Annotated in this window: 14 protein-coding genes; 5 read left to right on the top strand and 9 right to left on the bottom strand. The window is 69.8% G+C overall.

The features are described 5' to 3' along the window. Positions 1-34: 34 nt before the first annotated feature. Positions 35-922 carry a LysR family transcriptional regulator gene (locus EJO71_RS19825; RefSeq protein WP_125950315.1) on the top strand — a complete coding sequence of 296 codons (888 nt, stop codon included), beginning with the start codon at positions 35-37 and terminating at the stop codon, positions 920-922. Here EJO71_RS19825 and EJO71_RS19820 read toward each other — a convergent pair. The 4 genes from EJO71_RS19820 to EJO71_RS34390 form a co-directional block, all read right to left on the bottom strand. Next, positions 859-2,076 (bottom strand): acyltransferase family protein, encoded by a 1,218-nt coding sequence (locus EJO71_RS19820; protein WP_125950316.1) that lies wholly within the window; start codon positions 2,074-2,076, stop codon positions 859-861. The two genes, EJO71_RS19825 and EJO71_RS19820, sit on opposite strands and share 64 nt — an antisense overlap. A 34-nt stretch (positions 2,077-2,110) precedes the next feature. After that, on the bottom strand, positions 2,111-3,145 hold the full coding sequence (locus tag EJO71_RS19815) for a MerR family transcriptional regulator (protein WP_125950317.1): 1,035 nt from the start codon (positions 3,143-3,145) through the stop codon (positions 2,111-2,113). Between the two features lie 19 nt (positions 3,146-3,164). After that, positions 3,165-3,485 carry a hypothetical protein gene (locus EJO71_RS19810; protein ID WP_125950318.1) on the bottom strand — a complete coding sequence of 107 codons (321 nt, stop codon included), beginning with the start codon at positions 3,483-3,485 and terminating at the stop codon, positions 3,165-3,167. Positions 3,486-3,584: 99 nt separating this feature from the next. Then, the gene (locus EJO71_RS34390; protein ID WP_164546861.1) at positions 3,585-3,755 is read right to left on the bottom strand and encodes a hypothetical protein; all 171 of its coding nucleotides are present in this window, start codon (positions 3,753-3,755) and stop codon (positions 3,585-3,587) included. 60 nt (positions 3,756-3,815) lie between these two features. On the opposite strand from EJO71_RS34390, the gene EJO71_RS19805 reads away from it, so the two are divergent. Beyond that, complete coding sequence (locus EJO71_RS19805; RefSeq protein ID WP_125950319.1) at positions 3,816-5,252, top strand: MATE family efflux transporter; 1,437 nt, start codon at positions 3,816-3,818, stop codon at positions 5,250-5,252. Here EJO71_RS19805 and dbpA read toward each other — a convergent pair. The 3 genes from dbpA to EJO71_RS19790 form a co-directional block, all read right to left on the bottom strand. Continuing rightward, positions 5,227-6,642: an ATP-dependent RNA helicase DbpA gene (gene dbpA, locus EJO71_RS19800; protein WP_125950320.1), complete on the bottom strand. Its 1,416-nt coding sequence runs from the start codon at positions 6,640-6,642 to the stop codon at positions 5,227-5,229. The genes EJO71_RS19805 and dbpA overlap by 26 nt on opposite strands. An 88-nt stretch (positions 6,643-6,730) precedes the next feature. After that, positions 6,731-7,018 carry a translation initiation factor IF-1 gene (infA, locus tag EJO71_RS19795; RefSeq protein WP_093195906.1) on the bottom strand — a complete coding sequence of 96 codons (288 nt, stop codon included), beginning with the start codon at positions 7,016-7,018 and terminating at the stop codon, positions 6,731-6,733. A 385-nt stretch (positions 7,019-7,403) separates the two neighbouring features. Beyond that, positions 7,404-8,648, bottom strand: coding sequence for an MFS transporter (locus EJO71_RS19790; protein ID WP_125950321.1), 1,245 nt, complete (start codon positions 8,646-8,648; stop codon positions 7,404-7,406). An 87-nt stretch (positions 8,649-8,735) separates the two neighbouring features. On the opposite strand from EJO71_RS19790, the gene EJO71_RS19785 reads away from it, so the two are divergent. Then, the gene (locus EJO71_RS19785; RefSeq protein ID WP_125950322.1) at positions 8,736-10,196 is read left to right on the top strand and encodes a PLP-dependent aminotransferase family protein; all 1,461 of its coding nucleotides are present in this window, start codon (positions 8,736-8,738) and stop codon (positions 10,194-10,196) included. A 3-nt stretch (positions 10,197-10,199) separates the two neighbouring features. Here the strand turns inward: EJO71_RS19785 and EJO71_RS19780 are convergent, their stop codons facing one another. Next, positions 10,200-10,682 carry an Lrp/AsnC family transcriptional regulator gene (locus tag EJO71_RS19780; protein ID WP_164546862.1) on the bottom strand — a complete coding sequence of 161 codons (483 nt, stop codon included), beginning with the start codon at positions 10,680-10,682 and terminating at the stop codon, positions 10,200-10,202. A 120-nt stretch (positions 10,683-10,802) separates the two neighbouring features. Between EJO71_RS19780 and EJO71_RS19775 the strand changes: the two genes are divergently transcribed. Further along, positions 10,803-12,101 (top strand): aspartate aminotransferase family protein, encoded by a 1,299-nt coding sequence (locus EJO71_RS19775; RefSeq protein ID WP_125950324.1) that lies wholly within the window; start codon positions 10,803-10,805, stop codon positions 12,099-12,101. On the opposite strand, the gene EJO71_RS19770 is transcribed toward EJO71_RS19775, so the two are convergent. Next, positions 12,098-13,153 carry a sugar phosphate isomerase/epimerase gene (locus EJO71_RS19770; protein WP_125950325.1) on the bottom strand — a complete coding sequence of 352 codons (1,056 nt, stop codon included), beginning with the start codon at positions 13,151-13,153 and terminating at the stop codon, positions 12,098-12,100. The two genes, EJO71_RS19775 and EJO71_RS19770, sit on opposite strands and share 4 nt — an antisense overlap. Positions 13,154-13,293: 140 nt before the next feature. Between EJO71_RS19770 and EJO71_RS19765 the strand changes: the two genes are divergently transcribed. Beyond that, a complete protein-coding gene (locus EJO71_RS19765) occupies positions 13,294-14,181 on the top strand; it encodes a type 1 glutamine amidotransferase (RefSeq protein ID WP_125950326.1) in 888 nt (295 codons plus the stop codon). Positions 14,182-14,189 lie beyond the last annotated feature (8 nt).

The raw sequence follows: 14,189 nt of genomic DNA, 5'->3' as shown, positions 1-14,189 counted from the left end.
GAATTTATTCTTTACCGTCAGTCGTCAATCAGGCATGGACCATCTCACCGCCCTCAAAGTCTTCCGCACCGCCGCCGCCACGGGCAGCTTCGCCGGCGCCGCGCGGCAGATGGGGCTCTCGGCCGCGGCCGTCAGCAAGAACGTCGCGGAGCTGGAGGCGCACCTGAAGGTGCGGCTCATCAACCGCACCACGCGGCAGATGAGCCTGACCGAGGCGGGCGCGGCCTACTTCGAGCGCCTGTCGCGCATCCTCGACGAACTGGGCGAGGCCGACGCGGCGCTGGCGCCCATGGGCAGCAGCCCCGGCGGCGTGCTGCGCGTGAGCGCGCCGCTGACCTTCGCGCTGACCTCGCTGTCGCCGGCCATCCCCGAGTTCATGGGCCGCTATCCGAACCTGCGGCTGGAGCTGAACCTGCAGGACGCCCGCTCGGACATCATCGGCGAGGGCTACGACCTCGCCATCCGCGGCAGCGACCGGCTGGAGGACTCGAGCCTCGTCGCGCGCAAGCTCATGACCATGCATCACGTGCTGTGCGGCGCGCCCGCCTACTTCGCCGCCGCCGGCCGGCCCGCGCAGCCCGAGGACCTGAAGGCCCACGAGTGCGTGCAGTTCACGCTCTCGGGCCATGCCAACAAGTGGACCTTCACGCGCGCCGGCCGCAGTGTGGCGGTGCCCATCGACGGGCGCTACAAGGTCAGCTCCAGCATCGCCGTGCGCGACGCGCTGCTCGCCGGCTTCGGCCTGAGCCTGATCCCGCGCATCTACGTCGAGGCCGAGCTGGCCTCGGGCCGGCTGCAGGCGGTGCTCGAGGACTGGGAGGCGGACGAGACGCCCGTGTATGCCGTCTATCCCTCGCGTCACTTGGCGGCCAAGACCCGCGCCTTCGTCGATTTCCTGGTCGAACGCTTTTCCGCGCGCTGACCGTTCAGCAGCGCACCCACGAAGGTGTGGCGCACCAGCAGCTGGTAGCTGGTGAGCGCCGCCAGCGAGGTGGCCGCGATGTTCAGGCCCATCTTCGCGACCGCGCCGACGGGCGCGTCGAACAGCAGGATGCCGAAGCCGATGGTGCCGAGCATGTGCATTAGGTACACCCAGTACGCGCTTTGCGACAGGTAGGCCAGCACGGCGTTCTGGCGCGGCAGGTAGCGCATGAAGGCGCCGACGAGGGCCAGGCTCCAGAGCCATGCGGTCGCGTTGTAGGTGAGGGCGATCCAGAACTCCGGATGCGGCAGGCGATGCGCACCGGCGCCGCGCGAGGCGCCAAGAAGCATCACCGTCGTAACAAGGAGCACCAGCCCGGCCGCGGCGTAGCCCCAGCAGCGCGCCGCGAAGAGCGCCAGCAACCGCTCCCGCTGGCCGTGCACGTGCCAGCCGGCCGCGAAGAACAGCCCGCTCTGAATCCACTCGCCCAGCGGCGGCATGAACGAACCGCTCACCGTGACCATGCCCGATGGATAGAAGGCGCCGACGACCGCCAGCGGCAGCGCGAGCACCACGAACCCCCAGCGCCGCCCGGCCAGCGTCGTGAAGCCGTGGGCCAGCGCATCGCGCATCCGCGCCGGCACGAAGCGCTGCAGCCGCACGGCGGCCCATGCCAGCACGCAGAGCCAGAGCAGCTGGTAGAGGAACCACAGGTGCATGGTGTTGAAGGGCGATCCGCCGGGCTGCCGCGCTGGCGTCAGCGTGGGGTCGATGCCCGGCACGCCGCGCACCGTGAGATGGATGTAGACCATCGCCAGCACGGTGGTCGCCGCGAACAGCAGCGGCCAGAAGATCGCGAAAGGCAGCGCCAGCCGCAGGCCGCGGTTCTTCAGCATGCCGTTCGCGCCGCGCCGCTCGACCAGCAGCGCGGCGAAGAAGCCGGCCAGCAGGAAGAACACCGGCATGCGGAAGCTGTGGATGAAGAGCACCAGCAGGTCGGCCGCCGGCGATGTCTTCGGATCGCGCCAAGGCAGCGGCGATTCGATCGTGAGATGGTTGACCGCCACGTGCAGCACGATGCCGAGCCACATCATCAGGGCGCGGAGGTTGTCGAGCGCGTGGAGCCTTTGCGAAAGGGGTTGTGCGTTGTTCATGCGGCCCACTGTCGGGCCTCACGCAACGTCAGGGTCAAGCGCTGGCGGCGGTCGGCGGCGGATTTTTCTGCTGCAGCACGGCCATGGCCCGCAGCAGGTAGTCGCGCACTTCGGGCGTGGTCACTGCGGCGGCCTGCAGCACCGGTTCCGCGTTCATCGCCTGCATCAGGCGGGCTGCCAGGCCGGGGTCGTGGCCGGTGAAGGCGTCGAACAGGCGCGCCCATTCGCGCGCGATGGCCTGCACCCGCTCGTCGTCGGGCGGGACGCCGCGCGCCTTCAGCGCGGCGAGTTCGCCCGCCAGGAGCCGCCATTCGTCTTCGGGTGGGCGGCTCAGCTGTGCGAGATCGTCGGTGGTCAGGTGGCGCAGCAGTGCGGCCATGCGCATGCCGATGGCTTCGCCGATGTAATCCAGCAGTTCGGCGGGAGGCCCGTCGTCGCTGCGCGCCACGGGCTCGCGCCGGTACATTTCGCCCCAGCGCGTGATGAGGTCGAAGCTGCCGTCCATCCACTGGCCCATCAGCGTCATCCAGCGGGCGGCCAGCGGCTGCGCCTCGGGGGCGTTGGCCGGCACGCCGCGCGACATCAGCGCGGCCACCTCGGCCACCAGCGGCGGCCACCGGTCGGCCACGGTCTTCCAGTTGGCCATGAACGACCTGATCTCCGCGGGGCTGAAATAGCGCCCGTAGGTGGTCATCTTCTCGAGCGTGTCCAGCCAGTCCTTCATGTCGGGCTGGGCGCCTTCGTCCAGGCGCTGCTGCAGCAGGCCGAGCCGCTCGCGCAGGGCGGTGGCCTGCGCGATCTGCTGGTCGAGCGATTCGATCTGCCGCGCGATGATGGCGGGCATCGAACCGCCCTCCGCGCCCAGCAGCGTGCCTATCTCGGCCAGCGGCAGGCCCAGCAGGCGCAGCGCCTGGATGGCGTGCAGCCGGGCGACGTCGGCCGCGTCGTAGAGCCGGTAGCCGGCCTCGGAGCGCGCGGAGGGCGCCAGCAGGCCGATGGCGTCGTAGTGATGCAGCGTGCGCACCGTGAGGCCGGTGTGCCTGGCGAGTTCCCCGACCTTGAGCAGCATCGCCGGCTCCCGCTGGGGCTCAGTCGGCACCGGACACCGGACCGGGGTCTTCCCAGCCCAGCAGCTCGGCCAGTCGCCGCACGACCCATTCGGCTTCGGTCGCCGACACGCCCGATTCGGGTGTGGCCAGCCCGGCGTGGATGCGCCGCAGGATCTCGCTCTCGACCGGCACCTCGGTGTGGTGCTGGATCTGCGCATGGCCCACGAGATGGCTGGCGAGGTCTTCGCAGATCTCGTAGCGCTCGCGCACCACGCCGATCGGCTCGCTCAGGCGTTGCCGCGCGTCGGTGTAGACGGCGAGGAACGAAGGCGGGATGAGGATCTGGTTGTCGTCGGACATCGATCGCGGGCTCGTCAGCGCGCGGCCCCAATGACAAAACGCGCCCGGGGGCGCGTTCGTCGTGGCTCCTTCGGGAAGCCTGCAGGGGCCGATGCCGGATCAGCCGCCCTTCTTGGCGCGCTTGCCGGGGTTCTTCTTGCTGCGCGTTGCGGTGCCGCGTTCGAGGCTGACCTTCTGGCCGCCACCGGAGCGAGGCACGGTGTAGCCGGGCAGCGGCGTCGGCTTCGGGGTGGCAACGCGTTCGGCTTCGGTACGGAATGTCTTGGGCATGAAAAGCTCGGGTAAAAGTGATGTTCGAACCTGCAATTAGGCCACATTCGAGGATTTCATATGCCAATAACGGGGACAACGGGCGGTGCCGAGCGTCCGCGCTTCGTTTCGGGCTCGCTGTTGCGTCACGTCTGCGTGATGGCGGGCACCGGCGCCATCGGGCTGATCGCCGTGTTCGCGGTCGACCTCATCAACCTGTTCTACATCTCGCTGCTCGGCGAAAAGGAGATCGCCGCGGCGGTCGGCTTCGCGGGCGTGGTGGGCTTCTTCCATGCGTCGCTGTGCATCGGGCTGACCATCGGCATCGCGGCGGTGGTGTCGCGCACGGTGGGTGCGGGGCGCATGGAAGATGCGCGGCGCATCGGCACTTCGAGCCTCGTGCTGATGACGGCGCTGTCGGTGGTGGCGGGCACGGGCACGGCGTTCTTCCTGCATCCGGCGCTGCAGGCGCTCGGCGCCCAGGGCGAGACCGCGCGGCTCGCGCATCGGTATCTCTCGGTGACGGTGCACACGCTGCCGCTGCTGGGCATCGGCATGGCGACATCGGCGCTGCTGCGTTCGATCGGCGATGCGCGCCGCTCGATGACGGTGACGCTCGGAGGCGCCTTCGTGACGGCGGTGCTCGACCCGATCCTGATCTTCGGCTTCGGACTGGGGCTCGACGGTGCGGCCATCAGCGCGGTGGTCTCGCGCATCGTGCTCGCGGCCATCGGGCTGCACGGCGTGGCGGTGAGACACCGCATGCTCGGGCGCTTCGATGCCTCGCGGCTGGCCGGCGATGCGCGCGCGCTCGGCACGGTGGCCGGGCCGGCGGTGCTGACGAATCTCGCGACGCCGGTGGGCGCGGCCTTCGTCACGCATTCGATCGCGCAGTTCGGGCCCTCGGCGGTGGCGGGCGCGGCCACCATCGACCGGCTGACGCCGGTGGCCTTCGGGCTGGTCTACGCGCTCAGCGGTGCGGTCGGGCCGATCCTCGCGCAGAACCTGGGCGCGGGGCAGTTCCGCCGCGTGCAGGAGGGGCTGCGCGGCAGCCTGCTGTTCATGGTGGCCTCGGTGGCCGTGGCGTGGCTGGTGCTGGCGGTCGGGCAGGGCGTGCTGATCCGCGCGTTCTCGGCCGAAGGGCAGGCGGCGGAGCTGATCTCGCTGTTCTGCAGCTGGCTGGCCGCGAGCTTCTTCTTCGCGGGCGGGTTGTTCGTGGCGAACGCCTCTTTCAACAACCTCGGGCATCCGCTGCTGTCGACGGGCTTCAACTGGGGGCGCGCCACGCTGGGCACGATTCCGTTCGCGTGGTGGGGCTCGCACTACGGCGCGGCCGGCGTGCTGATCGGGCAGGCCGTGGGCTCGTCGATCTTCGGGCTGCTGGCGGTGATCGTGGCGTTCCGGCTGGCCGCGAAGCTGGCGCGGCAGGAGGTGCCGGCAGGTGCGGCCCCGGCGCTCGATTCGCCGGTGGCGCCGGCCTCGCCGCAGGCGGCTACTGCTCCAGCAGCCGCACCTTGACCGACTTGCCCTTCACGCGGCCGGCCGACAGCTTGCGCACGGCTTCCGCCGCGATGGCGCGGTCCACCGCCACGTAGGTCGAGAACTCGTTGACGTTGATCTTGCCGACCTGCTCCTTGGCATAGCCGCAGTCGCCGGTCAGCGCGCCCAGCACGTCGCCGGCGCGGATCTTCTCCTTGCGCCCGCCCACGATCTGCAGCGTGGCCATGGGCGGCTGCAGCGGCGCGCCCTTGCCCGGCGTGAGTTCGGCCAGCTCGTGCCATTCCGACTCGCGGCCCTGCAGCTGCTCGATCTTTCCGACGCTGCCCATCTCGTTCATGCTGGCCAGGTTCAGCGCCAGGCCTTCCGAGCTGCCCTGCTGCCCCACGCGGCCGGTACGGCCGACGCGGTGGATGTGCACTTCGGCATCGGGCGTCACGTCGACGTTGATCACCGCCTCCAGCTGCGCAATGTCGAGCCCTCGCGCCGCCACGTCGGTGGCTACCAGCACCGAGCAGCTGCGGTTGGCGAACTGCACCAGCACCTGGTCGCGCTCGCGCTGCTCCAGTTCGCCGAACAGCGCCAGCGCGCTGAAGCCCTGGGCCTGCAGCACCTCGACGAGGTCGCGGCACTGCTGCTTGGTGTTGCAGAAGGCCAGCGTGCTGACGGGGCGGAAATGGTCGAGCAGCAGGCTCACGGTGTGCAGCCGCTCGCTGTCCTTCACCTGGTACCAGCGCTGGCGGATCTTGCTGCCCTCGTGCTGGGCCTGCACCGTGATCTGCTCGGGGCTCTTCATGAACTGCTGCGCGAGCTTCGCGATGCCCTCGGGGTACGTCGCCGAGAACAGCAGCGTCTGGCGTTCCTTGGGGCACTGGCGCGCCACCTTCACGATGTCGTCGAAGAAGCCCATGTCGAGCATGCGGTCGGCTTCGTCGAGCACCAGCGTGTTGAGCGCTTCCAGGTTCAGGTTCTCGCGCTCGAGGTGGTCCATGATGCGCCCCGGCGTGCCCACCACGATGTGCGCGCCGTGCTCCAGGCTGGCGACCTGCCCGCGCAGCGCGACGCCGCCGCAGAGCGTGACCACCTTGATGTTCTCCTCGGCGCGCGCGAGGCGGCGGATCTCGGTCGTGACCTGGTCGGCCAGTTCGCGCGTGGGGCACAGCACCATCGCCTGCACGGCGAAGCGGCGGGGGTTCAGGTTGGAGAGCAGCGCAAGGGCGAAGGCGGCGGTCTTGCCGCTGCCGGTCTTGGCCTGCGCGATCAGGTCCTTGCCGAGCAGCGCCGGCGGCAGCGCTGCCGCCTGGATCGGCGTCATCTGCGTGTAGCCGAGCTGCGTGAGGTTGGCCAGCATCTGGGGCGAGAGCGCCAGAGCGGAGAAGCCGTTGCCGGCGGTGGAATCGGGTGTGGTCATGGTTCAGCGGGAGCCGGCGGGACGCACGAATGACAAAGGCCTTGCGGCGCCCTTGGTGAGCGCAGCAAGGCCTTCGGTCGGTCGGGTATCAGCGGCGGGGTGCGTTGTTGTTGCCGGAGCCGCCGGAACCGGAGTTGGTCGGCGGCGGGCCGCGACGTTCCAGGTGACGGAAGGTGATGCGACCCTTGGTCAGGTCGTAGGGCGAGAGCTCGAGCGACACCTTGTCGCCGGCCAGGATGCGGATGTGATGCTTGCGCATCTTGCCGCCGCTGTAGGCGATCAGCTGATGGCCGTTGTCCAGCGTGACGCGGTAGCGCGAGTCGGGCAGGACTTCGGTCACTGCGCCGTTCATTTCGATCAGTTCTTCCTTGGGCATCTGTGGTTACCTCTGAATCGTTCGATGTGTGTTGGAGATTGAATTGGGTGTGATTGTTTCAGCCCGCGTACGGGAGCGCGAGACGGACGCGCTATTCGCTTCAACAGGAACGAAGGCAGTGGTGGCCATCATGGGCGCCGGTCTGGCACTCCAACACACTGTGAAGCCGGCTTGCGAGCGAGAGGCCTGGAGAATCCGAAGGCAGCGCAGGTTGGCCGGCGGTATTGACGAAATTCTTCGTCGTGGTATCGAAACGAACCCGACATTATAGCTTGCGGGGCATGACAGTTGCCCGCCTTCAAAGCAACACCCCAAAGAAAAAGGCCCCGAAGGGCCTTGGCTGTTGCATTGATTGCTATCAAAAACGCAGTGTCTTGCCTGATATTCATGCGGTGGCGGCTGCAGCCGGCGGCGCACCCGCCACCCGCGCCTTGCGCGCCGCGCGCAGCAACAGCATCAATCCGGTGAACTGGCAGGCCGCGCCCACCCAGCCCACCGAGCCGACACCGAACAGGCCGATCGCCACACCGCCCAGTCCCGAGCCCGCCGCAATGCCGAGGTAGATCGCCGAGGCGTTGAGCGACAGCGTCATCGGTGCGCGTTCCGGCGCCAGGCGGATCAGCCGCACCGCCTGCGCCGGCCCGAAACCCCAGCCCGCGAAGCCCCACAGCGCCGACAGCCCCACGATCGCCGGCAGCGCCAGCCCGTGCGGCAGCATCTGCGCAGAGAGCGAGAGCCCGCCCAGGATCAGAACCAGCATCAGCGCGAAGCCCTGCGCCATGCGGTCGGCGCCGAAGCGGTCGGTGGCCCAGCCGCCGGCTGCGGTGCCGATGGCCGCCGCCACGCCGATGGCGAAGAACACCGCGCCCACGCCCTCGGCGCCGAAGCCCAGCGTGCTCGACAGGAAGAGCGCGATGTAGGTGTAGAAGCTGAAGCCGCCCGTAGCCCACAGCATGGAGATCAGCAGCCCTGGCAGCACGCCCGGTTCGCGGGCCACGGCGAAGGCCGGCGCCTGCTTTTCGGCGGCCGGTGCCTGCGCCAGCCCGCGCGGCAGTCCGAGCGCGAGGCCCCAGGTGGCGAGCGCGGCTACAGCGGCGATCAGCAGGTAGGCCGTGCGCCAGCCACCCCAGCCCGCGATCCACGCGCCCAGCGGCACGCCGAGCGCGACCGCCACCGTGCCGCCGCCGCTCACGATGGCCAGCGCCCGGCCGCGCAGCGCGGGCGACACCATCGCGGCCGCCACCGCGCTCGCGGTCGGCAGGAACACGCCGGCCACCAGCCCCAGCGTGACGCGCGCCAGTGCGAGCTGCATGAAGCCGTGCGCCATCGACGCCGCCAGCGTGAGCCCCGAGAAGGCCGCGAGGCTGGCGATCAGCAGCTGCCGGCGCCCGAAGCGCGCCAGCAGCGCCGCCATCACCGGCGAGCCGATGGCATAGCTCAGTGCGAACAGCAGCACCAGTTGCCCGGCCCGCGCGGCGCTGATCTGCAGGTCGGCCGCCAGCACCGGCAGCAGCCCCGCGACCATGAAGCTTTCGGTGCCGATGGCGAAGGCTCCCAGCGCGAGCCAGCCCAGGCTCAGCGGCAGGCGCTCGGCCGGCCGGGATGTGGAGGAAAGAGCCGTGTTGTTCATGATCGATGACTCCGTGGCAAGTGTGTTCAATGCCTCCAGAATAGATTTGCAATTGGCTCTTCAAAAGAACCACAATCTGCGAAGTTCATGGAGCCACTTTTCGAACTCGCCATCCGCCTGCCGCCCGCCGGCTCGCGCGACCTGCTGCGCGAGCTGCACCGCCAGCTGCGCGGCGCCATCCTCGACGGCCGGCTGCAGCCCGGCGCCCGCCTGCCCGCCACGCGAGCGCTGGCGCTGCGGCTGGGCGTGTCACGCAACACCATGCTGGCGGCCTACGACCTGCTGCTGAGCGAGGGCTACCTGCTGGCCCGCCCCGGTGCCGGCACCTACGTGGCCGACACGCTGCCGGCATCGAGGCGCGGCCGCGCACCCAGGAAATTCCTGGCGCTCCGGCGCGACCCCCGGCTGGTGCCTCCGGGCGTGCCGGGCGCCGACCTCGCGCCCACCCTGCAGCCGCAGCCCGCGCGCGACGACTTCCGCGTCGGCCTGCCCGACGTGAGCCTCTTTCCCTTCGACATCTGGCGCCGCCTGAGCGACCGCGCACTGCGCCGCATCGCGCGCCAGACGGCCGACTACGCCGATCCGCAGGGCCAGGCCGCGTTGCGCGAGGCGATCGCCGGGCATGTGTCGTTCACGCGCGCCGTCGGCTGCACCGCCGACGACATCGTGGTCACGGCCGGCGCGCAGCAGGCCTTCGGGCTGCTCGCGCGCATCCTGGTCGTGCCGGGGCGCACGGTGGTTGTGGTCGAGCAGCTTTTCTATCCCTCGCTGCGCGAGGCCATGCTGGCAGCCGGCGCGAGGGTGGTGACGGTGCCCACCGACGCCGAGGGCCTGTGCGTGGACCGCATCCCGCCCGAGGCACGCGTGGTGTGCGTGACGCCCTCGCACCAGTTCCCGACCGGCGTGGCGATGTCGCCGCAGCGTCGCGCCGCGCTGCTGGCCTTCGCGCGGGAGCGCAATGCCGTCGTCGTCGAGGACGACTACGACAGCGAGTTCCGCTTCGCCGGCCGCCCGCTCGACGCGCTGCAGACGCTGGACCGCGCCGAGTCGGTCTTCTACATCGGCACCTTCTCGAAGAGCCTCTTTCCCGCCCTGCGCCTGGGCTTCGTGGTGGCGCCGCCCTGGGCCCGCGCGGCGCTGGTGCGCGCGCGAGAACTGGCCGACTGGCACGGCCCGGTGCTCGGGCAGGAGGCGCTCGCGGCCTTCATCGCCGAAGGCCACCTGGCGCGCCACATCCGCAAGATGCGCAAGCTCTACGCCGCGCGGCGCACCGTACTGCTCGACGCGCTGGCGCGCCACGGCGCGGGCCGGCTGGAAGTGATTCCTTCGAGCGCGGGCCTGCATCTGTCGACATGGCTGCACGGTGGTGCGCGCGACCACGTCGTGGTGGAACGCGCGGCCGCGGCGGGCATCACGCTGCCGCCGTTGTCGCGCTACGCGCCGGAGTCGAGCGCACCCGATGCGCCCAACGGCCTGGCCTTCGGCTACGGCCTCATCGGCGAGTCGCAGATCGACGGCGCGATCCGTCGACTGGCCCAGCTCCTGTAGCGCTCAGGCCCTGTCCAGCGGCAGCTGCGTGGTGAACTTCGTGGTCGACAGCACCACGTCGCTCGAATAGTTCTCCAGCTCCAGCGCGTCGCCCAACTGTTCCTGCGCGAAGGCCTGGTACTCGGGCAGCGAGCGCGCGCAGATCACGAGCACGAAGTCGGTGTCTCCCGCCACGCAGTGGCACTGCAGCACCTGCGGCAGCGCATGCACCTTGCGCTCGAAGGCCTGGATCGCCTCGCGCGTGGTGCTGCGCAGCGCCACCCGCGAGATCACCAGCACCGGAAAGCCCACGCGCGCCGCGTCGAGGATTGCCACTTCCTCGCGGATCACGCCCGCGCGCCGCAGCCGCTGCACGCGCTTGAGGCAGGCCGAGGGCGAGAGGTTCACGCGTTCGGCCAGCGTCTGGTTCTGCAGGCCTGCGTCGGCCTGCAGCTCGGCCAGGATGCACTGGTCGATGCGATCGAGATCGAGGGTGCCGGTTTTCATGGTGCCGCCAGTGTGGCGCAAGGCGCGGGCAATCGGATTCGCTTTGGGGCCCTCACAACGACACCGGATTCTCCGGCCGCTGGCTACGCTGGCCGCATTCCCCACGACAAGGAGCATCCGATGGCAGAAGGCGCAACCTACGACCCGGTGGCGAGCAGGCACCTCGTGCGCTACGGCATGGGGCTGAGCCCGCACGTGATCGTCAAGGCGCGCGGCGCCACGCTGTGGGACCAGCACGGCCGCGAGATCCTCGACTTCACCTCGGGCCAGATGTGCGCCACCATCGGCCACAACCATCCGCGCATCGTCGCGGCCATCCAGAAGGCCTGCGAGGGCGCGCTGCACCTCTACAGCGGCTTCGTCGGGCCGGCCGTGCCGGCGCTGGCGGGGCGGCTGGCCTCGATGCTGCCGCCATCTCTTTCGAAATCGATCTTCCTCTCCACCGGCGGCGAGGCCAACGAGGCCGCGGTGCGCATGGCGCGCGTGACCACCGGCCGCTACGAGATCGTGGGCCTGAACGGCGGCTGGCACGGCGTGACCGGCGGCATCGCCTCGCTCACCTTCGCCGGCCGGCACCACGTCGACTACGGGCCGCGCAAGCCCGGCACCATGTCGATTCCGGCGCCCAACTGCTACCGCTGCCCGGTGCGGCACTGCCGCGACGCCTGCGACACCACCTGCCTGGACGTGGGCTTCGACATGGTCGACGCGCAATCCAGCGGCTCGCTCGCCGCCTTCATCGCCGAGCCGGTGCTCAGCTCGGGCGGCGTGATCGTGCCGCCCAATGGCTACTTTCCGAAGCTCAAGGAGAAGTGCCGCGAGCGCGGCATGCTGCTGATCCTCGACGAGGCGCAGACCGCCTTCGGCCGCATGGGCGCCAACTTCGCCTTCGAACAGGCCGATGTGGTGCCTGACATCCTCACCGTGTCGAAGACGCTGGGCGGTGGCGTGGCCATCGGCGCGGCCATCACCAGCGAGGCCATCGAGCAGGACTGCCACGACAAGGGCTTCGTGCACGTCACCTCGCACGTCTCCGACCCGCTGCCGGCCGAAGTTGCGATGGCGGTGCTCGACGTGCTGGAGGAAGAAGACCTCGCCCGGCGCGCGGCCGAGATGGGCAAGCGGCTGCGCCAGGGCCTGGAGACGCTGAAGGCGCGGCACGAAGTGATCGGCGACGTGCGCGGCCACGGCCTGCTGCAGGGCGTCGAGCTCGTGAAGGACCGCGAGACCCGCGAGCCCGACGCCGTTCGCGGCCGGGCCATCACCGAAGCCTGCATGGAGCGCGGCCTGAGCATGAACATCGTGTCCGTCGGCGGCATGGCGGCGGTGTGGCGCATCGCGCCGCCGCTGAACGTGAGCGCCGCAGAACTCGACCGGGGGCTCGAGATACTCGACGACGCGATCCGGTCGACGGGCTAGCCGATCCCCAGCATCCGCTTGTTGGCCGCCACGTCCACGCCGCCCGCCGCGAAGTCGTCGAAGGCCCGGTCCGCCGCGCGGATGATGTGGTCGGCGATGAACTTCGCGCCCTCGCGTGCGCCGTCTTCCGGGTGCTTGATGCAGCACTCCCACTCCAGTACCGCCCAGCCGGGGAAGTCGTACTGCGCCATCTTCGAGAAGATGGCCTTGAAGTCCACCTGACCGTCGCCCAGCGAGCGGAAGCGCCCTGCCCGGTTGATCCAGCTCTGGAAGCCGCCGTACACGCCCTGCTTGCCGGTCGGATTGAACTCGGCGTCCTTCACGTGGAAGATCTTGATGCGCTCGTGGTAGTGGTCGATGTAGGCCAGGTAGTCGAGCTGCTGCAGCATGAAGTGGCTCGGGTCGTACAGCAGGCAGGCGCGCGGGTGGTTGTTCACGCGCTCCAGGAACATCTCGTAGCTCACGCCGTCGTGCAGGTCTTCGCCGGGGTGGATCTCGTAGCCGACGTCCACGCCCACGGCGTCGAAGGCGTCCAGGATGGGCCGCCAGCGGCGCGCGAGTTCGTCGAAGGCTTCCTCGATCAGGCCCGGCGGGCGCGGTGGCCACGAGTACAGGTAGGGCCAGGCCAGCGCACCCGAGAAGGTCGCGTGCGCCGTGAGCCCGAGGTTGGCCGAGGCCTTCGCCGCAAGGTGCAGCTGCTCGACGGCCCACTGCTGCCGCCGCACCGGGTCGCCGCGCACCTCGGGCGCCGCGAAGCCGTCGAAGCCCGCGTCATAGGCCGGATGCACCGCCACCAGCTGGCCCTGCAGGTGCGTCGAGAGCTCGGTGATCTGCAGGCCGTGGCTCGCCAGCGTGCCCTTCACCTCGTCGCAGTAGGTCCTGCTCTCGGCCGCCTTCTTCAGGTCGAACAGGCGCGCGTCCCAGCTCGGGATCTGCACGCCCTTGTAGCCCAGGCCGGCGGCCCAGCCGGCGATGCCGTCGAGGGTGTTGAAGGGAGCGGTGTCTCCCGCGAACTGGGCCAGGAAAATGGCGGGGCCCTTGATGGTTTTCATCGGCTTGTCTTCCTTATTCGTTGGGGCGGCGTTGAAAGCATACTTGGCGTGTCGTCCGACCCCGTGCGAGAGGCCAACGAGCCAAAATGGACTTTCCTTTTCGCATCACCCGTCCGGTTCCCACCGACGACAGTCCCGCGATGACACAACCTGTTTCCGCCAGGCTCAAGATCGGCCTGTCCGCCTGCTTCTCGCATGCCGACCCGGCCCGCTCGCTCTTCACCAACAAGACGCTGCAGTACGTCGAGCAGTCGATCGCGCACTGGCTCATGTCCGCCGGCGCCATGGTCGTGATGGTGCCCTGCCCCACCGGCGAGACCGCGCGCGGCGACACCAAGCTGTCGCACTACGCCGAATGGCTCGACGGCGTCGTGATGCACGGCGGCGCCGACGTCTGGCCCGGCAGCTACGGCGAGGTGCCGCTGAAGGACGCCTGGATCGGCGACCGCATCCGCGACCTCTACGACCTGGCGCTGGTCGAAGCCTTCGAGCAGGCCGGCAAGCCCATCTTCGGCGTGTGCCGGGGGCTGCAGCTCATCAATGTGGCCTTCGGCGGCACGCTCTACCAGGACATCGAGGAGCAGCACGGCCACCCCCAGACGCTGAAGCACCGCGACCCGGTGACCTACGACCAGAACTTCCACCAGATCGAGATCGTGGAAGGCACGCGGCTGTCGAAGCTCTACCCCGAGGTGCGCACCGCGCGCGTCAACAGCATCCACCACCAGGGCATCAAGGGCCTCGCGCCGGGCTTCGAGGTCGAGGCATGGAGCCTGCCAGACCGCGTGCCCGAGGCCATCCGCCGCCGCCCCGAGAAGGGCCGCAGCTATATCTCGGCGACCCAGTGGCACCCGGAGTTCCACAAGTACGGCAGCACCGAGACCGTGGACGACACGCCGATCCTGCATGACTTCCTGTGGGCCTGCGCCACCGCCAAGGTCGCGCCCAAGACCACGCCGCGCTCCGGCTCCGGCAAGATCCGCGACCGCGCCGCCCGCGTGCTGCGGCAGGCGCTGCTGCGGCGCTGAAGAAGAAG

The organism is Variovorax sp. 679, assembly GCF_003952185.1.
Classification (GTDB): Bacteria; Pseudomonadota; Gammaproteobacteria; order Burkholderiales; family Burkholderiaceae_C; genus Variovorax.
Note: the sequence above shows the minus strand (reverse complement) of the source record. Positions and strands in the feature narration are given on the sequence as shown.